24 protein-coding genes and 1 tRNA gene are annotated in these 19942 nt (G+C 71.4%); 15 read left to right on the plus strand and 10 right to left on the minus strand.

Features of this window, described 5'->3' with window-relative positions; translation table 11 throughout:
* Positions 1–81: 81 nt before the first annotated feature.
* On the plus strand, positions 82–738 hold the full coding sequence (locus ACLQ25_RS17760; protein ID WP_355051822.1) for a response regulator transcription factor: 657 nt from the start codon (positions 82–84) through the stop codon (positions 736–738).
* A 71-nt stretch (positions 739–809) separates the two neighbouring features.
* Positions 810–2168, plus strand: coding sequence for a sensor histidine kinase (locus ACLQ25_RS17765; RefSeq protein WP_425731984.1), 1359 nt, complete (start codon positions 810–812; stop codon positions 2166–2168).
* 12 nt (positions 2169–2180) lie between these two features.
* On the opposite strand, the gene ACLQ25_RS17770 is transcribed toward ACLQ25_RS17765, so the two are convergent.
* Positions 2181–3839: a tetratricopeptide repeat protein gene (locus tag ACLQ25_RS17770; protein WP_425731962.1), complete on the minus strand. Its 1659-nt coding sequence runs from the start codon at positions 3837–3839 to the stop codon at positions 2181–2183.
* A 57-nt stretch (positions 3840–3896) separates the two neighbouring features.
* The gene (locus ACLQ25_RS17775; protein WP_425731985.1) at positions 3897–4358 is read right to left on the minus strand and encodes a MarR family winged helix-turn-helix transcriptional regulator; all 462 of its coding nucleotides are present in this window, start codon (positions 4356–4358) and stop codon (positions 3897–3899) included.
* A gap of 49 nt (positions 4359–4407) precedes the next feature.
* On the opposite strand from ACLQ25_RS17775, the gene ACLQ25_RS17780 reads away from it, so the two are divergent.
* Positions 4408–4929 (plus strand): VOC family protein, encoded by a 522-nt coding sequence (locus ACLQ25_RS17780; protein ID WP_425731963.1) that lies wholly within the window; start codon positions 4408–4410, stop codon positions 4927–4929.
* Between the two features lie 24 nt (positions 4930–4953).
* The gene (locus tag ACLQ25_RS17785) at positions 4954–5880 is read left to right on the plus strand and encodes a hypothetical protein (RefSeq protein ID WP_425731964.1); all 927 of its coding nucleotides are present in this window, start codon (positions 4954–4956) and stop codon (positions 5878–5880) included.
* Between the two features lie 164 nt (positions 5881–6044).
* On the opposite strand, the gene ACLQ25_RS17790 is transcribed toward ACLQ25_RS17785, so the two are convergent.
* Entirely contained in the window at positions 6045–6224 is a 180-nt protein-coding gene (locus tag ACLQ25_RS17790) for a DUF4236 domain-containing protein (RefSeq protein WP_355051826.1), read from the minus strand.
* 311 nt (positions 6225–6535) lie between these two features.
* Here ACLQ25_RS17790 and ACLQ25_RS17795 point away from each other — a divergent pair, with 311 nt between their 5' ends.
* Together ACLQ25_RS17795 and ACLQ25_RS17800 are read left to right on the plus strand one after the other, a co-directional pair.
* Positions 6536–7096, plus strand: a complete 561-nt coding sequence (locus tag ACLQ25_RS17795) for a flavin reductase family protein (RefSeq protein ID WP_425731965.1) — start codon at positions 6536–6538, stop codon at positions 7094–7096.
* Positions 7093–7704, plus strand: a complete 612-nt coding sequence (locus tag ACLQ25_RS17800; protein ID WP_425731966.1) for a malonic semialdehyde reductase — start codon at positions 7093–7095, stop codon at positions 7702–7704. Before ACLQ25_RS17795 ends, ACLQ25_RS17800 begins: the two co-directional genes overlap by 4 nt.
* Positions 7705–7708: 4 nt before the next feature.
* Here the strand turns inward: ACLQ25_RS17800 and ACLQ25_RS17805 are convergent, their stop codons facing one another.
* Positions 7709–8164 carry an RrF2 family transcriptional regulator gene (locus tag ACLQ25_RS17805; protein ID WP_425731967.1) on the minus strand — a complete coding sequence of 152 codons (456 nt, stop codon included), beginning with the start codon at positions 8162–8164 and terminating at the stop codon, positions 7709–7711.
* Between the two features lie 7 nt (positions 8165–8171).
* Positions 8172–9146: a helix-turn-helix domain-containing protein gene (locus ACLQ25_RS17810; RefSeq protein ID WP_425731968.1), complete on the minus strand. Its 975-nt coding sequence runs from the start codon at positions 9144–9146 to the stop codon at positions 8172–8174.
* Between the two features lie 190 nt (positions 9147–9336).
* Here ACLQ25_RS17810 and ACLQ25_RS17815 point away from each other — a divergent pair, with 190 nt between their 5' ends.
* On the plus strand, positions 9337–10113 hold the full coding sequence (locus tag ACLQ25_RS17815) for a glucose 1-dehydrogenase (protein ID WP_425731969.1): 777 nt from the start codon (positions 9337–9339) through the stop codon (positions 10111–10113).
* A gap of 101 nt (positions 10114–10214) precedes the next feature.
* Here the strand turns inward: ACLQ25_RS17815 and ACLQ25_RS17820 are convergent, their stop codons facing one another.
* Positions 10215–10646: an SsgA family sporulation/cell division regulator gene (locus tag ACLQ25_RS17820; protein WP_007457244.1), complete on the minus strand. Its 432-nt coding sequence runs from the start codon at positions 10644–10646 to the stop codon at positions 10215–10217.
* Between the two features lie 294 nt (positions 10647–10940).
* On the opposite strand from ACLQ25_RS17820, the gene ACLQ25_RS17825 reads away from it, so the two are divergent.
* A complete protein-coding gene (locus ACLQ25_RS17825; protein WP_425731986.1) occupies positions 10941–11498 on the plus strand; it encodes a TIGR02611 family protein in 558 nt (185 codons plus the stop codon).
* A gap of 50 nt (positions 11499–11548) precedes the next feature.
* Positions 11549–11623: transfer RNA gene (locus ACLQ25_RS17830), tRNA-Val, on the plus strand.
* A gap of 69 nt (positions 11624–11692) precedes the next feature.
* Here the strand turns inward: ACLQ25_RS17830 and ACLQ25_RS17835 are convergent.
* Complete coding sequence (locus ACLQ25_RS17835) at positions 11693–12112, minus strand: hypothetical protein (RefSeq protein ID WP_425731970.1); 420 nt, start codon at positions 12110–12112, stop codon at positions 11693–11695.
* 341 nt (positions 12113–12453) lie between these two features.
* The gene (locus ACLQ25_RS17840; RefSeq protein ID WP_425731971.1) at positions 12454–12864 is read right to left on the minus strand and encodes a winged helix-turn-helix domain-containing protein; all 411 of its coding nucleotides are present in this window, start codon (positions 12862–12864) and stop codon (positions 12454–12456) included.
* 161 nt (positions 12865–13025) lie between these two features.
* Here ACLQ25_RS17840 and ACLQ25_RS17845 point away from each other — a divergent pair, with 161 nt between their 5' ends.
* From ACLQ25_RS17845 to ACLQ25_RS17865, 5 genes are all read left to right on the plus strand, one after another.
* Positions 13026–14294 (plus strand): helix-turn-helix domain-containing protein, encoded by a 1269-nt coding sequence (locus tag ACLQ25_RS17845; RefSeq protein WP_425731972.1) that lies wholly within the window; start codon positions 13026–13028, stop codon positions 14292–14294.
* Between the two features lie 152 nt (positions 14295–14446).
* Entirely contained in the window at positions 14447–14629 is a 183-nt protein-coding gene (locus tag ACLQ25_RS17850) for a hypothetical protein (protein WP_425731973.1), read from the plus strand.
* A complete protein-coding gene (locus ACLQ25_RS17855) occupies positions 14626–14892 on the plus strand; it encodes a hypothetical protein (protein WP_425731974.1) in 267 nt (88 codons plus the stop codon). The genes ACLQ25_RS17850 and ACLQ25_RS17855 overlap by 4 nt, the downstream gene beginning before the upstream one ends.
* Complete coding sequence (locus ACLQ25_RS17860) at positions 14889–15128, plus strand: hypothetical protein (RefSeq protein WP_425731975.1); 240 nt, start codon at positions 14889–14891, stop codon at positions 15126–15128. Before ACLQ25_RS17855 ends, ACLQ25_RS17860 begins: the two co-directional genes overlap by 4 nt.
* 219 nt (positions 15129–15347) lie before the next feature.
* Complete coding sequence (locus ACLQ25_RS17865) at positions 15348–15569, plus strand: response regulator transcription factor (RefSeq protein ID WP_425731976.1); 222 nt, start codon at positions 15348–15350, stop codon at positions 15567–15569.
* A 262-nt stretch (positions 15570–15831) separates the two neighbouring features.
* On the opposite strand, the gene ACLQ25_RS17870 is transcribed toward ACLQ25_RS17865, so the two are convergent.
* The gene (locus ACLQ25_RS17870) at positions 15832–18141 is read right to left on the minus strand and encodes a hypothetical protein (protein WP_425731977.1); all 2310 of its coding nucleotides are present in this window, start codon (positions 18139–18141) and stop codon (positions 15832–15834) included.
* Positions 18142–18445: 304 nt separating this feature from the next.
* On the minus strand, positions 18446–18850 hold the full coding sequence (locus tag ACLQ25_RS17875; RefSeq protein ID WP_425731978.1) for a GNAT family N-acetyltransferase: 405 nt from the start codon (positions 18848–18850) through the stop codon (positions 18446–18448).
* Positions 18851–18964: 114 nt separating this feature from the next.
* Here ACLQ25_RS17875 and ACLQ25_RS17880 point away from each other — a divergent pair, with 114 nt between their 5' ends.
* A complete protein-coding gene (locus tag ACLQ25_RS17880; protein ID WP_425731979.1) occupies positions 18965–19492 on the plus strand; it encodes an SRPBCC family protein in 528 nt (175 codons plus the stop codon).
* Positions 19493–19942: the final 450 nt, after the last annotated feature.

A 19942-nucleotide genomic window follows, 5' to 3' on the forward strand; every position in this document is an offset into this window, starting at 1 on the left:
CCCACATCCTGCCCGGTCGGCGCTGTGAACGCGCTGAGGACGCCGAACCGTGAGCTGTGACCCAGGTGGCACCCTTGAGGTGTGCGCTTGTTGGTGGTGGAGGACGAGGCCCGGCTGGCGGCTGCCCTGCAACGCGGCCTTCAGGCCGAGGGGTTCGCGGTCGACGTGGCGGCGACCGGCCCCGAAGGCCTGGACGCGGCACGCCACGGCGGGTACGACGCGATGATCCTCGACGTCATGCTGCCCGGGCTCTCCGGCTACGAGGTGGTGCGCCGGCTGCGCGCCGAGCAGCACTGGCTGCCGGTGCTGATGCTGTCGGCCAAGGATGGCGAGTACGACCAGGCCGACGGCCTGGACTGCGGCGCCGACGACTACCTGACCAAGCCCTTCTCGTACGTGGTGCTGCTGGCCCGCCTGCGGGCGTTGCTGCGCCGGGGAGCGCCGGAGCGCCCCGCCGTGCTGGCGGTCGGCGACCTGCGGCTCGATCCGGCCCGGCGGCGGGTGACCCGGGCCGACGCCGAGGTGACGTTGACCGCGCGCGAGTACGCCCTGCTGGACTATCTGATGCGCCGCCCCGGCCAGGTCATTTCCAAGATCGAGCTACTGGACCACGTGTGGGACGCCAGCCTGGAGACGGCGCCCAACGTGGTCGAGGTGTACGTCGGCTACCTGCGTCGCAAGCTCGGCCGGGATCGGCTGGAGACCATCCGGGGCGCCGGCTACCGGCTGGCGACGTGACATCCGCCGACCCGCCACGCGGCTGGTCGCCCCGCCGGGGCCTGCGCGGCCTGGGGCTGCGGGGCCGCCTCCTGGCGCTCGGCGTGTTCGGCCTCACCGTCGGTCTCGCCCTCGGCGGGGTGGTGCTGCTCGGCGCGCTCCGTTTCGTGCTCCAACGCAACGTGGACACCGAGGCGTTCCGGACCGCCGACGCGGTCGCCCTGCTCGCCGCCGAGGACGCGCTGCCCGACCCGCTGCCGGTGGCTGGCGGGCAGGTCCGGGTCCAGGTGATCGACGCGCAGGGGCGGGTCCGGGCGGCCTCGATCGACGCGGACCGGCTCGTCCCGATGGCCCGCCCCGAGTGGTTGGACACCGGCCACCGTCAACGCCTGGACGTTCCCGCCGAGCGGGTCGGGCTTCGCGGACCGGTCCGGGTGGTCGCCGTACCCGCCGGCACGTCGGCCGATCCGCTCACCGTGCTGGTCGCCCGCTCGATGGCCGATGTGCGGCAGAGCACGCACGTGGTGCGGACCATCCTGCTGGTGGCGTTCCCGCTGCTGGTGGTGGTCCTGGCCGGGGTGGCGTGGCGGGTGGTCGGCGCGACGTTGCGTCCCGTGGAGGCGCTGCGCCGGGGCGCCGAGGAGATCACCGGTCGGGCCGGCGCCGGTCGACTTCCGGTGCCGGCCTCCGCCGACGAGATCCATCGGCTGGCGGTGACCCTGAACGGGATGCTGGGCCGGCTGGAGTCGGCCCGGGCCCGGCAGCGGGCCTTCGTCTCCGATGCCGCGCACGAGCTGCGGAGCCCGCTGGCCAACATCCGTACCGAGTTGGAGGTGGCCCAGCGGCTCGCCGACCGGACGGACTGGACGGCGGTGACCGCCAACCTGCTCGCCGACACCGAGCGGTTGGGCCGGCTGGTCGACGACCTGCTGCTGCTGGCCCGCCTGGACGAGATGCCGGCGTCGCGGGGCACCGGCCCGGTCGATCTGGCGGCGCTGGTGAGCGAGGTCGCGGCCCGGTATCCGTCGCCGCCGGTGCGGGTGGAGCCGTCGCCGGGGCCGCTGTGGACGGCCGGGAACGAGGCCGAGCTACGGCGGGTGCTGGCCAACCTCGTCGACAACGCGGTCCGACACGCGCGGAGCAGCGTCGTCCTCGCGGTGGAGCCGCACGAGACCGCGTACCACCTGGTGACGGTGACCGACGACGGCCCCGGGATCGCGGCGGCCGATCGCGGCCGGGTCTTTGACCGGTTCACGAGGCTGGACGACGGTCGGGGCCGCGACCACGGCGGCGCCGGCCTCGGCCTCGCCATCGTGTGGGAGCTGGTCCGCCGCGCGGGCGGCACCATCGCCCTGGCCGACGCCGACGGCCCGCACGGCCTACGGGTACGCCTGCTGCTCCCGACGACGCCGGCCGGGCCCGAGCCGCCGCCGACGGTTGCCCGACCCTGAGTACGGCGGACGTCAGCGGCGGCGGGTGCAGACCTGGTTGGCGCTCGCCACGGTGTCGGTGGACCAGACGACCGCGACGGTGAAGCAGTAGTCGTTGGCGCGGTTCAGCGCGTACACGATGTAGCTGTCGGTGCCGGCGGGCAGCGTGGCGATGGCGGTCTTCTCCTGCCCGGCCCGGCCGGCGGAGACGATGACCGGCCCCTCGCCGCCGGCCGGGTACGTCCAGCGCAGGGCGATGTTGTCCCGGTTGTCGCGCAGCGACACCGTGCCGGGCGGGGTGCCCGGCGCGGCGGCCGGCGCGGTCGGGCCGGTGGTCGGGGCGCCGGTCGTCGGGGAGGCGGCCGTGCCGCTCGGGCCGGCGCTCGGCAGCGGCCCGGACTTCGGGTCGTCGCCGACGCGCGCCACGCCGGCGATCACCGCCGCCGTGCCCAGCAGCACCACGACCACGCCGGCCACCAGCACCGGCACCAGCCTGTTGCGTGCCGCTGCCGGCGCCCGGTGCACGGGCACCGGCAGGAGCCTTGATGGCGTGTACGGCGTCAGCGGCGCCGACGGTCGGTCCGGTTCGGACGACGCGCCGGGACGGTACAGCCGGTACACGCCGGACGACTCCTCGGTGCCGCCCGTGAACCCGGCCACCGACGGGGGCACCGGCGCGACGGTGGGGTGCGGGACGGGATCGTCCGTCGGGTCCGGCGGCCAGCGCAGGCCCGGGACATCGTCCGGCTCGTCGGCCGGCGGCCAGCGGAAGTCCGGGGAGCCGTCCGGCTCGTCGGCCGGTACCCGCGGATTCGGTACCGGCCCGCCGCTGGAGACTCCGGAACCAGCCAGGCCCTCGTCGGTACGGCCGGCGGGAGCAGCGGTCTGCGGGGCCGGCGGGTAATAGGCGGCATCGAGCGGCCGATCGGGCTGCGGCGGCGGCGTGCGCGCGGCCGGCACCACCGGTGCGTCCCGGACGGCGGACGCGTCGTCGTCGGCGCAGACGTGGTCGGGGTTGGCGGCGGCCCGGGCCAGCGCCGCCACCTGGAGGGCCAGCGGATCGTCGGCGCTCAGATGCTGCCGGCACAGCTCGCGGGCCAGCGCGAGGTTGTCGTGCGCCTCGGCGAACTGCCCACAGTCGCGCTGCATCGAGCCGAGCCGGGCCAACATCTTGATGCCGCTGGGGTGGCCGTCGCCGTACACCTCGCGGTGCAGCTCCCAGGCGTCCTGGAGACGGTCGCGGGCGACCGTGCACTGGCCCCGGGCGTACTCGACGGTGGCCAGGTCGGCGTGTGCGGCCAGCACCCGCGGTGACTCGGGACCGTCCTGCGCGGTCAGGTCGATGATGACGTCCTGGTACAGCCGGGCGGACCGGGAGTGACTGCCCACCCGGTGCAGCACGGCGGCCAGGGTCGCGGCGGCGGCCACCGTGCGGGGGTCGGAGCGGCCGTGCAACCGGGTCGTGGCCGCGTACGCGAAGGCGGCCCAGCCGCGGGCGGAGTGCGGCTCGCCGAGGGCGACGAGCACCCGCGCCTGCAGGCTGGCCGCCTCGGCCAGCTCCGGCGTGGCGTTGGCCGGGCGGGGGTCGGCATCGGTGAGCGCGTCGGAGAGCAGCCGTTGCGCACCGGCGATGTCGCCAGCGGACACGAGGTGGTGCGCCTGGTCAGTCAACTCGTCGAAGCCGGAGGACACGCCCCATCGTGCTCATCCGACGACGGTAAGTACAAGACCCGCGCCGGTGTCGATCGGTCAGGATCTGGTCAGGTGCTCGGCCAACGTCTCGCTGATCCGGCGTAACTGGTCGACCTGGGCGGGGCTCAGCGCGTCGAAGAGGTGCCGGCGTACGCCGTCGACATGGCCGGGCGCGGCGGCGGCGAGGGTGGCGAAACCGTCGTCGGTGAGCACCGCGATCTGGCCGCGCCGGTCGGTGGGGCAGTCCTCGCGACGCACCCAGCCGGCCTCCTCCAGGCGGGCCACCGCGTGCGAGAGCCGGCTGCGCGACGACCCGGTCGCGTCGGCCAGCTCGCTCATCCGCAGTTGCCGACCGGGCGCCTCGGAGAGCCGGACCAGGATCTCGTAGTAGGCGTGCGGCATGCCGGCGTCGCGTTGCAGCTCACGGTCGAGCGTGTCCATCAGCGCTCGGGAGGAGGCGAGGAACGCCCGCCAGGTGCGCTGCTCGTCGGGGTCAAGCCAGCGGGTCATGACGGCCATCATACTCCCGATGGTTGAACGCTCAACAAAACGGCGCTAGTGTGGGGTCATGGGTATCCACCGGCTCAACCACGCGGTTCTCTACGTCAGTGACCTAGCCCGCAGCGTCGCCTTCTACCGCGACGTGCTGGGCTTCACCCCGGTCGACATGACCCCGGCCGGTTTCCGGGGCGCGACCTTCCTCCAGGCTCCCGACTCCACCAACGACCACGACCTCGGCCTGTTCGAGATCGGCGCGGGCGCCGGACGCTCGACCGCCGGTCGGGCCACCGTCGGGCTCTACCACCTGGCGTGGGAGGTCGACACCCTCGACGAGCTGGCCGTCACCGCCGAGCGGCTCGCCGCTGCCGGGGCGCTGGCCGGCACGTCCGACCACGGCACCACCAAGAGCCTCTACGGGCAGGACCCGGACGGGCTGGAGTTCGAGGTGGTCTGGCTGGTCCCGGCCGACCAGCTCGACGACGCCACGGTGGCCGCCCGCAAGCGGATCGACCGACTCGACCTGGCCGCCGAGCGGCAGCGCTACGGCGGGCAGACGCGCGGCGGCGTGGGGATCTCCGTCCCGGCCTGAACGGCCATGGGGTAGAACGGACCGATGCCAACCAACCGGACCACCGACGTCCTCCGTGAACTGCTGGTCCGCCACGTGGCGACCTGGTTACCCGTTGCCCTGCACCGCTCCCGGCGCGTGACCGTCGCGCTGGCCTGGGCCGGCACGGACGGTGGTGGCGCGGAAGCGGTGCTGCGGGCGGTCGCCGGTCACGCGGCGCAGATACGGGGGCGGCAGGTGACGGTGCTGGTGCTCGCGGACGAGGCCAGCGACCTGCCGGCCCGGCTCGGGCCGGTCGAGGCGGAGTTGCCTCCCGAGGTGACGGTGCACCTGCTGCCCGGCGGCCCCGCCCGACTGCCGGTGGCGCTGAAGGCAGCCGCCGCGGCCGGGGCGCCGCTGTTCTGCTTCGTCGACCTGTCCGGCCCGGCGCACCCCGAGGTGCTGCGTGCCTGCGCCAACGGCCGCAACGGCGAAGTGCTGCTGCACGCCACCACCAGCGCCCGCCCGGCCCTCGGCCTCGCCGGCTTTCCGCTGGTCGCCGAGGTGGCACCGGTGCTGGAGGCGGACGGGGGAGTGGGCGAAGCCTCCGCCGACGCGGACGACGACGCGGCCGGCGTGATCGCGTTCGGGAGCCGGTCGGACCGGAGTCTGGAGGCGGTCCGCGACGCGCTGTGGACGGTCGGCGCGGGCCTCCGGGTGCGCTACCGCGATCCGGCCGACCCGACGGCCCCGCCAGTGGACGTGAGCGGGGATGCTTCGCTGGAACCACTGGCCCGGGAGTTGCTGGCCGAGCTACGCCGGGGTGGGCCGCGCTCGGTCACCGAGCTACGCCGGCACACTCTCACCGCGACGGTCTACCGCGCCACCGACGCCAACCAGGCCCTCACCACCCTGCTCGCCGAGGGCAAGGTGACCCGAGACCGCGAGTCCGGACGCCTGGCCGGCGATGAGCTGATAACCCCCACGCCCTGACCCTCTCCCGCGATCTTGCACTTGCTGCGGCGACACAAGGGACGTTCCCGCGCAGAACGTCGACCGAAAGTGCAAGATCGACGAGGTTGAGGGGCGGGGGTCGGGGCGGAGACGCCGAGCGGGGCGCCGGTGAATCACCGGCGCCCCGCTCGACTCCCGGGTCGTTACGACCGGGCCTTGTCCTGCTTCCAGGACAGCGGTCCCGGCAGGTCGACGCGGTGCGCCCGAGCCTTCGAGTTCCAGGACCAACGTCCGATCTTGATGCTCCACGAGGAGAAGCCGTTCTCGGTGAAGTTCAGGATCAGCGGACCGATCTTCTTGCGCTTGCGAAACATGAGGCCCATCGGAGCACTCCCCTCGTCAACCGTTCCCTGCCGTGTTGGGATCGAACATTCCCGGACGGGCGAATTCCGAAACCCCCTCGCCGTCCCGGGTGGACCGTGTGCCGCCACGACACGGGGAATTCCTATCCACCAGATGGGTGTTGCGCTGCGGTAAACGCTGCTAAAGGTGCTCCGTAACATCGTCAGCGATGCAAGTCTCATCTTGTGGAAGACCGTTGACCGGGTGTTCGCGCCGTCGGCAGCATGGGTTTCATGTTGCCGCGGACCGAGCTTCCCCTCATCGCCCACGCCACGCCGGCCCTGGTGTCGGCGTGACCACCGTGGAGCGTCCGACGACGGACGCGACCTACCTGCGACCGGTGGACCGGGACCTGTTCCGCGCGCTGCTGCGCCGGCAGGCCACCAGCGTCACCGTGGTCACCGCCGTGGCCCGGTCCACCGACCCGGCCTGCCTGGGCGGGATCGGCCAACCGATCCGGGCCGGGTTCACCGCCACCTCGTTCACCTCGGTCTCACTGGAACCGCCGCTCGTCTCGTTCTGCCTCGGCACGGAGTCGTCGAGCTGGCCGGTGCTGGCCCGTGCCGAACACGTCGCGGTCCACCTGCTGGCAGCCGGGCAGCTGGAGGCGGCAGCCGTCTTCGCCACCAGCGGCATCGACCGGTTCGCCGCCTACCCGGACTGGACGGCCGGGCCGTTCGGGGTGCCACTGCTGACCGGGGTGCTGGCCCGACTGTTCTGCCGGGTGGTGCACCGCGTCCCGGTCGGCGACCACACCCTGGTCATCGCCGAACCGCTCGCCCTGGGCGACGGCGGCGACGGTCCACCGCTGGTGCACCACCGGGGCGGCTACACCACTACGGCCGGCGGGTGAGCACGCCCGTCACGGCCGACCCGCTCGTGTTGGACCGGGCCGCCCAGGACCTGCTGTTCCGGACGGCCCGCACCGCCAACACGTTCACCGACGAACCGGTCACCGACGCCCAGGTGGCCGCGATCCACGATCTGATCCGGTACGGGCCGACCGCGTACAACGGCCAGCCGCTGCGGGTGCTGCTGCTGCGCTCGCCGCAGGCCCGGGCCCGGCTGCTGCCGTACGTGTCGTCGAGCAACCGGGCGAAGACGGCCAGCGCGCCGCTGGCGGCGGTGCTCGCCGCCGACGTGGACTTCCACGAGCGGCTGCCCGAGCTGTATCCGCACCGACCGCAGGCCCGGGAGTGGCTGGGTGATCGGACGGCCCGCGCGGAGCAGGCCCGATTCAGCGCCATCCTTCAGATCGGTTACCTGCTGGTGGGGATACGCGCGGCGGGGCTGGCCGCCGGCCCGATGGCCGGGTTCGACGCCGCCGGGGTGACCCGGGAGTTCTTTCCCGACGGCCGGCACGAGGCGCTGCTGCTGCTGAACGTCGGCCACCCCGGTCCGGACGCCTGGGGCGACCGGCTGCCCCGACTCGACACCGACGAGGTGGTGCGCGCCCTGTGAGGCGTCAGCGCGGCTCCCACGCGTCGGGCAGCGCGGTGAGCTTTCGGACGTGCGCGGGCAGCCGCCCGCTGATGATCTCGGCGAGGCTCACCTCGTCGACCACCCGCCGCACCGCGGCGCGCACCGCCACCCACAGGCCGGGCAGGTTCTCCGCCGACCCCTCGTAGCGGGTCTCCTCCGGGCGCAGGCCGCGTACGCCCGCGAGCGGGCCCTCCACCGCGCGCAACACCGCGCCGACGGTCACCTCGCGAGGCGGACGGGCCAGGGTGTAACCGCCCTCCGCGCCGCGTTGGGCGCGGACGATCCCGGCCCGGCGCAGATCCGCCAGGACCGCCTCCAGGAACTTGCGGGGCATGTCCTGCTCTGCCGCGATGGCCTGGGTGGACAGCAGCGAGGGGTACGCGGTCGCGAGGCTCAGCGCCGCACGTACCGCGTAGTCGCCGCGCGCGGAGATCTGCACCCCGTCATCATGCCCGCCCGCTCGGGATACCCGGGCCACCGGGCCGGCCCGAGTTGCCGGGACCGCCGGGTGCGCCGGAGCGGAACCGCCCGCCGTTGGCGCCCGTCGGCTCGACCGGTGGTCGGGGTCGGACGACCCGGCCGCCGGCCGGCTGGTCGCGGGCGGCCCGGAACGCGCCGGGGCTGACCCCGATCTCCCGGGTGAAGAACCGGCCGAAGTTGGTCGGTTCGGAGAAGCCGAGCCCTCGGCCGATCTGCGCGATCGGTTCGTCGCTCGCCGCGAGCAGCCGGGCGGCCTGCAACGCCACCCGCTCGTCGATGACCTGCTTGGCGCTGCGGCCGGTGACGGCCAGGCAGGCCCGGGTCAGGGTACGCACCGAGCAGCCGAGCGCGGCGGCGTAGTCCTCGACCCGCCGGGACACCTGGTAGCCGTGCTCCACCTCCCGGGCGAACCGCTGGAACGTCTCGGCCTCGTTACGCTGCCCGGCCGGGTCCGCGTCGGGCAGCGCCAACCGCAGCAGCAGCACGGCGAGCTGGTGCCGCAGCAGCGCGCGGCCGGCCGGGCCGTCGCCGTGCCGCTGGCAGTCCACCGCCAACTGGCTCACCTCGTTGATCACCGCGTCCTCGTCCTCGCCGGCCAGCTGCCGCCAGGTCGGCGCCGCGTCCTCGTCGACGGCCAGGCCGCGCAGGGCGTCGGCGGTCCAGCCGACGACCGACGCGTCGAACTGGGGGCCGGCGCAGCGCAGCACCTGACCCGCGTGGACCCGCAGCAGCGTGCCGGGTCGGCACGGCAGGAGGTGGAAATCCAGCTCGGCGTCGCCGTGGCCGCGGGTGGTGAGGATCAGCAGCTCCCGTTCGACGAAGACCGGCCGACGCCAGCCGGGGTCACCGGCCAGGTCGGCCAGCGTGAACGTGGAGATCTCGTCGGGTACGGGTGATGCCGTTCCGATCGATGGCGCGGGGGAGGGATCGGTGGAGACCATCGCCTGCGACGGTAGCCCGAACCGCAGGTCACCGCATCCCGACCGGAGTACGCGGCGACGTGCAGGCTTGTCGTGGTCCCCACGGCCGGGCTACGTTACCCGGCGGTAGCGTCGTCCGGGCCCGGTCCGCCCGGCGCCCCACCGGCCGCTCACCGGACGACGCATCACGCCGACTCGCGATGGGAAACCTATGACGGAGCTGTTCTCGGTCGAAGACAAGACGGTCCTGGTCACCGGCGGGTCCCGGGGAATCGGGCTGATGATCGCCCAGGGCTTCGTCCGGGCCGGCGCCCGCGTGATCATCTCGTCCCGCAAGGCGGACGTCTGCGAGCAGGTCGCCAACGAACTCTCCGCCGAGGGCCGGTGCGAGGCCATCCCCGCCGACCTGAGCACCGACGACGGCGCGCAGGCCCTCGCCGCCGCCGTACGCGAGCGCGTCGACCGCCTCGACGTGCTGGTCAACAACGCCGGCGCCACCTGGGGCGCGCCGCTGGAGAGCTACCCGGAGGCCGCGTTCGACAAGCTCTGGGCGGTCAACGTCAAGGCCGTCTTCCGGCTCACCACCGCGCTGCTGCCGGCGCTGCGCGCCGCCGCCAGCGCCGACGACCCGGCCCGCGTGATCAACATCGGGTCCATCGACGGCATCCGGGTGCCGTTCATGGAGGTGTACGCGTACTCGGCCACCAAGGCCGCCGTGCACATGCTCACCCGCAGCCTCGCCCACCAGCTCGCCGGTGAGCAGATCACCGTCAACGCGATCGCGCCCGGCCCGTTCGAGAGCAAGATGATGGCGTTCGCGCTCGACGACCCGGCCAGCCGCTCCGCCATCGAGCAGCAGGTGCCGCTGGGCCGCATCGGCCGCCCCGAGGACATGGCCGGCACCGCCATCTACCTGTCGTCGCGGGCCGGCGCGTACCTGACCGGCGCGGTCATCCCCGTCGACGGCGGCATCACCACGCACGGCTGAGCACGGGCCAACCCGGGTCGGGCTGTGGTCGTACCCCCTGGGGTGGGTGTGCCGGGGCCGCGCGGACTCGGCAGATCCGCGCGGCCCCGGTGTTGCCCTTGTCAGCGGCCGGCGAGCAGCCGGTTCACCGCAGTGTCGACGTCCAGGTGCTCGGCCTCGCGGCCGCGCGGGACGACGACGTACGTCCGTCGAAGGAATCGCACCAGGACGCTGCGCGGCACCTCGAAGAGGGCGTTGCCATCCGGTGACGAGAGGGCCAGCGCGACGAAGTCGCCGCGCGGTGTGGCCCAGGGCCAGACCCGCACATCCCCGATGCCGGCCGGTTCGTCCAGGCCGGTGACCAGCAGTTCGCGAGCGAACGACCAGCTCACCGCCTCGCCACCGGCCGATTCGGCGTGGAACAGGACATGGACCGCATACGGGTCAGCAGGGTCGTAACGCAGACTGGCACGCACCGGCAAGGCGGTGGCGTCAGGCGCGACGAGCCTTAGCGACGTCTCGACCTCTACGGTCGTCGGTCGGATGACACTCATGGACGTTCTCCCCCCGGCACCGCTGCGGAACGCGCGTGTCCCGCTTTTCCCATACTCAGGTGCTACTCCTGGCTACGCTCCGCCATACGCTGACTTCACCCAGTGGTGGGAAGGGGGACGGAAGCGCCTCGTGAATGTGAACATTCATGTAGGATTTCCGGTTCTGCCCAGTGTGTGATGCCGCCCGGCGTCGGGTGGCTCAGTCGTCGACTTACTCCGGTAACGTCCAGTCGGCCGTTGCAGTGACGGGCCCGAGCGACACTGGGGGGTGAAATGGTCACGAACCGATCCTCAGTGGATCCGGTGGCCGCGTCGGGCCCGCCGAACGTCGCGGTCCGAGCAGCCGAAAAGCGGGGGTACGACGTGCCGATGGAGCAGCCCGAGCGACCCGGACGGTCGACGCCCGAGCCGGGCCGTCCCGGTGGCGTCCTCGTCGTCGGCGAACCCTCGCGCCGCCCGCACTGGCGACAGCGGATCTCCACCACGCTCGACCTGATCCGGGCCAACCCCACCGGCCGGATCGCCCTCAAGATCTTCATCGCGATCGCCGGCGCGCTGGTGGTCACCATCGGCATCGCCCTCATCCCGCTGCCCGGGCCCGGCTGGCTGCTGGTCATCGCCGGCCTCGGCATCTGGGCCGTCGAATTCCACTGGGCCCGCCGACTGCTCGGCTTCACCCGCCGGCACGTCCACGGCTGGACACTTTGGGTGAGACGACAGTCACTGCCGCTGCGCTTCGTCCTCGGCGCAGTCGGCCTGGTCTTCGTCGCAGCGGTGGTCTGGCTCTCCCTCAAGCTCAGCCTCGGCATCGACGTGGTGGCCGAGGCGAGGCAGTACCTCGCGGCGCGCTGACCCCGGATTTTTGGTCTGGTTCCACGATCGGGTAGAGTCAACGGCGCTGAGGGCGATTAGCTCAGTGGGAGAGCGCTTCGTTCACACCGAAGAGGTCGCTGGTTCGATACCAGCATCGCCCACCAGATTGCACCGCAGGTAAGAGGCCGGTTGGACACAGTCCAGCCGGCCTCTTACCTATCCGCCGGCAGAGATCATGACTCGCCCGTGAGTCGCGGCCGTCGAGCGCGGGGGAGAAGCGGGGTCACACCCATCTCCGCCCGATGCGCTGTGTAACCGATCTCGAAGCCCTGCTCGATGCCGTCTTCCCGTGCCCGCTGCAGGGTCAGGCCGGCCGGATCAGTCGGTCCGTCCACAGTGCCTCTGCGGAAGCCGACCGTCTCGCCCTGCGTTCCCGTCACGTACATGTGGCCGCCAGGCCGGCACGTCCCCGTGGGCCGCAACTGGCGGGCGCCCGCCTCGCGCTGCTCGACCAGCGCTGCGAACTGCTCCGTCAGCGTCGCGAGATGCGACACGACGTCCGCGAGCTGTTCCTCGGTGGCGGCCGGGCGCTGCTGCAGGACCCTCTTATCGGCTTCGAGGGCGCGCGCCCGCTGCGCGTCGCCGGAACGCACGATCCAGCCACAGCCGCCGACGGCGAACAGCCCGGGCGTGAATGGAGTACAGGCCCTGCGGAACGTCGAAGCTTACGAGCTGGCTGACTATGAACACGGCGGCATTGGCGGTCAGCGCGGCAACGGCGAGAATCAGGTAGCCGTACTCGGTGCGGCGGCGCGGCGGCGCGGCGGTTCGGCCTCTCGGGGTCCCCCTGTGATGTCCATCGGCGGAGTCTCAGGGACGGGACCGGTGGTTGAAAACCGCAGCTCGCCGCATCTTGCAGATGATGAAACGTTGCGGAGTCAACGGTTAACAACCCGTTTACCTTCGGTGTAGATCAACCGCCCCGAACGGGGAGTCAGTCCGCGCGGAAGGTCAGCTTGTGTCGATGCGCGGCGTACAGATCCTGCAAACCGTCCGGGTGCGTCACCACCAGCAGCGGCACACCCTCCGGCACCCCGTACGTCCGCCGTTCCGCCGGAGTGGGATTCCGGGCCGACACCCACGCCCCCACCTCGACCATCACTTGCTCAACCTCGACCGGCGTTCGGACCACCACGCCGCGCCCGCGCACCGCCTCGGCCAGGCCCTCGTTGCGCAGCTGCTGCACCGCCGCCCGCGCGGTGATCGCGCTGACGTCGTATGTCTGCGACAGGTCCCGTTCGGACGGTAGGCGGTCGCCTGCCTTGAGCTGCCCAGATGTGATCTGGGCGCGCAGCAGATCAGCCAGCTCTTTACGGCCGACCGGCTCCTGTCCGGGATAGATCACCGCCGCAGGCTAAGCGGCCACCCGCGCCGGGGTGCCCCGGTACCTGAGTACCAGAGCCGATGCCAGCCTGTCACCACTGCGGTACCGTCAGACATTGGCAGGCCCGCCGGTTGTAGCGGTCGGCGGGCCGCCGCCCAGACCGCTACCTGGGGGAGACCACCATGGAGCCGACCATCGGCGACAACATCGCCGCCATCCGCAACGAGACCACCACCCTCACGCAGGAACAGCTGGCCGAAAAGGCCGGCGTCAGCGTCGAGACGATCCAGGCCCTCGAGCAGAACAAGCGGACCAGCGCCCGGATCGCCACGCTCAACAAGATCGCCCGCGCGCTCGGCGTGCACACCGCCGGGCTGATGGGCTCCGCGGCCCGGGCGCAGGCCCTGCGCGAAGCCGACGCCGAACCGCTCGGCCTCGTCGGCATCCGGCAGGCCCTCGCGCCCGTACGCGACGTCACCGGCCACGTCGTCGGCCCGCACCAACCCGTCGCCGAGGAACTCCACCTCGGACAGGTCCGCGGCCTCGTCACCGACGCCAACCGCGCCTACCACGCCAACGACTACGCCAGCGCCATCGGACTGACACCTCCGATGCTCGCCGCAGCCGACGCGCTCGTCGCCCGGGCCGGCGGCAGCGACGCCGGCCAGGACGCGCTGGGCGTCGCCTCGTACGCGTACCAGCTCGCCGGGCGGCTCCTCATTCAGCTGCGCCAGCTCGACCTCGCGCACATCGCCCTCGACCGAGCCACCACCTATGCGCGCACCGCCGACGACCAGCTCGCCGCGGCGACGGCCACCGCGCACATGTGCTGGCTGCTCCTGCGCACCGGCCGGATCGTCGAGGTCGAGACCCTCGCCGCACGGACCGCCGACGTCGTCGAGCCGCGGCTGTCCACCGCCACCCCTCGGGACCTCGCCGCGTGGGGGGTGCTGCTGCTCAAGGGCGCCGCCGCTGCGGCCCGTAACGCCCGCGAGGACGACGCCCGGTCGATGCTGACCCTCGCGGCCGCCGGCGCGCAGCAGCTCGGCGACCGGCTGGTCCGCCCGGCTGACCACGCCGACCGGTGGTTCGTCGACGTCGGCGGGAACGACTTCCACCACGCAGGCGTGCAGCTCATGCAAGTAGAGACGGCCGTCATCGCCGGTCAGCCCGACCAGGCGCTCGCGCTGTCCGCTGCCGTCGCCGGCGCCCCGCAGGTGACACCGTCGTCGAGGCAGCGTCACCTGCTCGACGTGGCGTGGTCGTACCAGGAGACCGGCCGCAGCGTCGACGCGACACGGGTACTGATGCAGTTGAGCGATGCTGCTCCGGAGTGGCTGCGGCAGCAGCGGTACGCGCGGGAGATCGTGCAGTCGATCGAGGATGGGCACCGGCGGGCGTTGTCGGCGAAGCTGGCGGTGTTGCGGTCGGTCCTGGATGGCCCGGCCTAACTGCTGGTACGCGACGTACCACCTGTGCGTGAAATCTGGTACGCGAGGTACCTGGGAACCTCACCTCACTCCCGGAACTCTGAGGTCAGGACGCGGTAACCGCCGGTCACGAGCGGTGAGGCCGCGCCCCTTAGAGCGAGGGAGGCGACACCGTGCACATCGTCCAGAGGCTGTGGCGGCTGCTCACCCCGACCCCGCCGCCCGTCCCGCCCGGCACCGGGCAGCGCATCCAAGAAGCCGAGCAGGAGCGGGCCAAGCGGCTGCTCCTGGCTCAGGCCCGGGTCATCACGCAGGCGCACCACCGCGCCAGCGGCCACGACCGGCCGAGCCGATGACCGGCCGGACCATGCCCGAGCCCGGCACCCGCGTGTCGGTGGCCCCCCGCGAGTGGCAACCCAGCCCCGGCATCGAGGGCCAGACCTACCACGACATCGTCGTCGTCAAGATTCACGAGTCCCACGACCCGCGGTTCGCGTGGGTGTACGGCCACGGTGTGGAGTGCAGCTGGCCCACGGCGGACTGCACCGCCGCGTTCTGCTGGGAGCTGCTGGTCAGCGTCGACGTCCTGGCCGCCACCGCTGCCGGTGAGCGACCGTGACCGCCCCGATGCTGGCCCAGCGGGCCGTAGCCGCTGAGGCGCTGGCTCCCGCGCTGGCCGGGCCCGATACCCGGTGGCGGCGGACCCTCGCCGAGCATCAGGGCGTCGACGGTCGCTGCCCGGTCTGCCGCGTCCGGTCGCGGTGCCGGGAGTGGGCGGAGGCGTTCGGGCAGCTCGTCGCCCACGACCTGCTGCTGCCCGCCGGGGGGCAACCCACCGGACAGGTGCGGTCATGACGGACCATCCGCGTCTTCCTCACCCTCAGGACGCCAAGGAAGAGCAGCTGGAGGTCGGGATCGACCAGGACCTGAACCGGATACGCCGCAGTTCTCTGCGCCCGGAGCAGCAGGTCGTCGTCGGTCCAGAGGCGTGGCAGGCGTTCGTGGCGGGCATCCGGGCAGGGCAGGACTTCCGACCGGTGGAGGGGCCAATCGCTCGTCGACGCGCTCGACCGCATGTTCCCGGACCGGGTCGACGCGCGGCTGTTCGTCGAGCTGATCGCCGATACGGGGATGCGGTGGGAAGAGGCCGCCAATGCTCAACTGGCGGCCCACCTGCACCTCACCGAAGCCACCATCAAGGGCTACGTCTCGCGGGTCCTGACCCGGCTCGGCTGCACCAACCGGACCGAGGCCGCCCTCCTCGCCCAGCGCGCCGGACTCGTCACGTACGAATGACCCGAACCCAACCGGCACCGTAGGGCAACGCCGTCTGACAGCTCGATCGGCTGCACGACCCCACCGGCGCGCTCGGGAACCTGCTCCACGCCTCCCGACTCTGACGGCCCCGAACGGGCGGGCCGGGCTCCACAACCTTATCGATCAACACGATCACAGGGCCTGCCGGCGCTGCGAACGGCCACAACAGACAGGCGGTGCGACCTGCCGAACCATCGCAGGGCGTATCGACATCGGCGGTTACGCAGCCCCGAGGCAGGTCCTATCGCGTGCCGATGGTGACGGCGCGCCCGCCGGGCCGGTACAGCAGCAGGTGGTCCGCGCTGCCGGTTTGCCCGAAGTCATAGGGGACGATCCGGTCCTGGGCGTTGCGCAGGTCGAACCAGCCGACGCTGCCGACGCCCAGGTGGGAGACGTGAACCGCCGAGTACGTGTCGGTGGGGTCGTGCCGCACCACGTCCAGGTAGCCGGTGCCGGGTCGGTAGACGGCGAGGTGGTCGGCCATGCCGGTGTGGGCATAGTCGAAGGCGACGATGCGGTCCCGCGGGTCGGCGAGGTCGTAGCCGCCGATGCCGTTGGACGAGATCAGGTGCGGCCAGAAGGTGTTGCCGGCCGCGTGCCCGACGATGGTGACGAGCCCGGCGCCGGGGCGGTACAGCAGCAGGGCGTCCTGCTTGCCGGTGTGCGCATAGTCGTAGGCGATGACCTGGTCGTTCGGGTTGGTCAGGGCAAAGCCCTCGATGCCCTGATGCGACCCGACGACCGTCGTGAACGGCCCCGCAGCGCTGTGCTGAAGGATGAACAGCACGTTGTCGCCGGGCCGGTACGCCACAAGGTGGTCGAGCTTGCCGCTGTGCTCGTAGTCGTAGGCCACGAGCCGGTCCTTCGGCGACGACAGGTCGTAACCGCCGATGCCGCTGGTCGAGGTGTACACCGGCCAGAAGCTGCCGTCCGACGCGTGGCCGACGACGTGCACCACGCCCGTACCTGGCCGGTACAGCACCAGGTAGTCCTGCCGGCCGGTGTGCGCGAAGTCGTAGCTGATGATCTGGTCGTTGGTGCTGCTCAGATTGAAGCCGCCGATCCCGTTCGTGGACCTGAACACCGTCTCGAAGCTGGGCCGCTCGGTGCCGACCGTCGCCTTCCGCCGCAGCACGTACACGATGCCGGTGCCCGGCCGGTAGACCAGCAGGTGGTCGAGCTTGCCGGTGTGCTCGTAGTCGAACGGCACCACCCGGTCTCGGGGATCGGACAGGTCGTACCCGCCGATCCCGCCCTGCGACTTGAACGGCACCCGCAGGTCGGGGTTGGTGAACGCCAGGCTCATGTCGTCGTAGAGCGCCAGGTCCTTCTTGACGAAGCCCTGCTCCTCGACGATGCCGTACGGGTTTTTGTCGGAGTCGCGGTACGAGAACAGGACGAGCGGGCCGGTGTAGTCCTGCGCCTGCCACATCCGGACGCCCTTGACCATCTGGTCTCGTTTCATGGACCACCACCAGGCGGGATTCGTGGATGTCAGCCCGTAGCCCCACTCGGTGCCCCAGATCTTCTTGCCCGCGTCGTCCCTCCGCACCATCACGTCGCGGACCGCGGCGAGCTCACCACAGATCTGCCCGGGCGTGTCATCGGCCGGCGGTCCGAACAGGTTCTCCCAGGGCGCGCCACACTTCGGGGTTTCCGGGGCGTCGTTCATCTCCGAGTACGGATGGTGGGCGACCGCATCGAAGGTGTCCTTGTAACCGTGGGCGTACCCCCAGTCCAGCCAGGCCGACGGTGACCTCGTCGCGTCGCCGTGAATCGCGCCGAGCCCCGCCGACCCACCGGCAAGCACATAGCATTGGCCGCACGTTGTGCGGATCTCCGTGGAAGCGATCTTGACCAGCTCCCAGTACCGTGCCAGCGTCGCGGTCGCGTCGGCGACCGGGTCGTAGCGCCCGTCCCCCGGCCGAATGACGCCGTCGTCGCCGTACACGCCGTCGTACTTGCCGAAACCGTCGATGTTCGGCTCGTTCCAGATCTCGAAGGCGTCGACGATGGGCGGGGTGCCGGGCGGCGAGCCCGGCGGCGGCCCGTAGTGCTGCACCGTCAGGTCCACGAGCGTCTTCCAGCCCTCGCTGTCCGTCGGCAACCAGGTCTCGGGCGGGTCCTGGTTCGGCTGCTCCGTCCAATAGTGGCCGCCGTTGAGCCAGGAGGGCGAGCCGAACAGGGTCACGAGCGGTCGCATGCCTTTGCGGTGCGCCTCCATCACCACCTCGTCGAGGTGGTCGAAGTTCATGGTGATGGCACCCGTGTCGTCTTTCGACGCGTACGTGTGAAAGTCGGTCCATCCCCTGATGATCGGCGTGCGGCCCGGGACGAACGACTGGATGCGGTCCAGATGGTCGCCGATCCCACCCGGAGTCGCGAAGTCGAAGCCGACCTCGGCAAAGCCGACGTCACGGTTGCTGTAGGGGTAGCGCGACGGCACCGGGTCAGCGGACGCCGGGGCGGCGCCAGGGGCGACGAAAACCGTGGCCGCCAGCGCCATCAGGGCCGCCGCCGACAGGGAGATGAGGCGTTGTGCTCGGATCATGGGTGACCGTTCCCGCCTTCCGCTGCGAGCGCGCCGTGAAACGGTCGCTCAGACACACGGACGCAAGGCGGACAGGCTTGTCGAGATGCAACGCACCCGCGACGCCCCGTGTTGACACCCCGCGTGCCAACCGCCGCGCGAGGAATGTAGCTGATCTTTTGAACATCAATCAAGGGCGCAGGGTGAGCAGCTCGTTACCACCCGTACGGTGAGCGCCGGTCGCGGCAGCGATCACCCCTGGACCAGTTCCACAAGAGATCGGGCCGATATCGAACCCGGGGGTCAGCGAGCGGCTTCGGCCGTCTCAAGATCTGTCGCGATCATCGAGAAGACGGCCAGGTCGTGCGCCTCTGTGCCGTCCCAATCGGCCATCCGCAGTGTGCCCTCCCGTTGGTAGCCGGCCTTTTCGGCCCCCAAAGCCGATCTCGCTGCGTCCAGCCGCCCAGTCGGTGTCCCGCAACCCGATGCTGCCGACGATCTCGCCGTTGGTCCTCTCCACTATCGCCAGGTGCACACCCCCGCCGTCCAACCGCCGCTGGTGCACCGTCTCAGCCAGCCACCCGTCCACGTCAGCGACGGCCCCAGGGGAGCCGGGCGGCAGTGCCGTCCGATCCCCGGCCGCGACGAATGCCACCACCTGAACCGCGTCCTGCGAACCAAACTCACGAATCTCCAGCCCACCGGAGACGATCTTCACGGGAGGGAACATGGCGAGCAGCGTAAACCCGCCCATCGGGCCGTAGTCGGACCTGGTGGTGCGGCGTCGTAGTCAGGTGCTCATCCTGCTGCCCCGGTGGCGCGACCGGGGCCTTACGGTGGCTGCATGCCGCGCATCGAGCTGACCACGGACGTCCAGGCAGTCCCGGAAGCTGTCTTCGACGCTTGCCTCGATGTTGATCTGCACACCGAGTCGATGGGAAGTAGTGCCGAACGGGCGGTCGGCGGCATGACGACCGGCCGCTTGAAGGCCGGCGATGCCGTCACGTGGGAGGCCAGGCATTTCGGCCTTCCTTGGCGGATGACCGTTCGGATCGTTGACTACCAGCGACCGCACGGCTTCTCGGACGAGCAGATCAGCGGCCCATTCGGCCGATGGCACCACGAGCACAGCTTCACGCCGAACCCGGCTGACCCTTCGGCAACCCTCATGCGCGATGTCATCGAGTTCAGCGCGCCGATGGGACCCGTTGGTGCTCTCGTGGCCAGCCTCATCCTGCGGCCGTACCTGCAACGCCTCATCGCACGTCGCAACACCTATCTTGCTGCGGCCCTGGCAGAGCTTCCTCGCTCAGTCATGAGGAGAGGCGCAGACAATCCGGAACCTGCGCCGCATGATCAAGGTCGTCGCTGAGGCGCTTCCGCCTCTTCGCTCCCGGGCCTCTCGTCGCCGTGAATCAATCCGGGCACCGCGCGCCGTGCGGCGATCAAGCTTCAGTGCTGCTGCGGAGGATGGACGCAAGCCTGCCTTTCGGCTACAGTAGCTTGCTTCAAGATCAAGGGGGTCAACATAGGCGCATCCGGGTGGAGCTACTACGTCGCATATCAGCCGGATCTCCAACTCGCGCTGGACGGACTGCGGCGGCAGGTTTTCGAGTCCGGTGACTACTGGTGGGCAGTGCCGTATGAGTTTGGCAAATCGGCGGCGGATTTTCCGAATCGGCCGATGACGGAGGCGGAGCTATGGGCGGACGAATCCGTCCAAGAGTCCGGCACGCACTCGATATTGAGGTGATCTCAGCAAGATTCGGCGGCCGAGTGGGGATGACACGGGCGTAACGTCCATACCGGACGGCGTTGGATA

This window comes from Micromonospora sp. DT44 (assembly GCF_049841635.1).
Taxonomy (GTDB): domain Bacteria; phylum Actinomycetota; class Actinomycetes; order Mycobacteriales; family Micromonosporaceae; genus Micromonospora.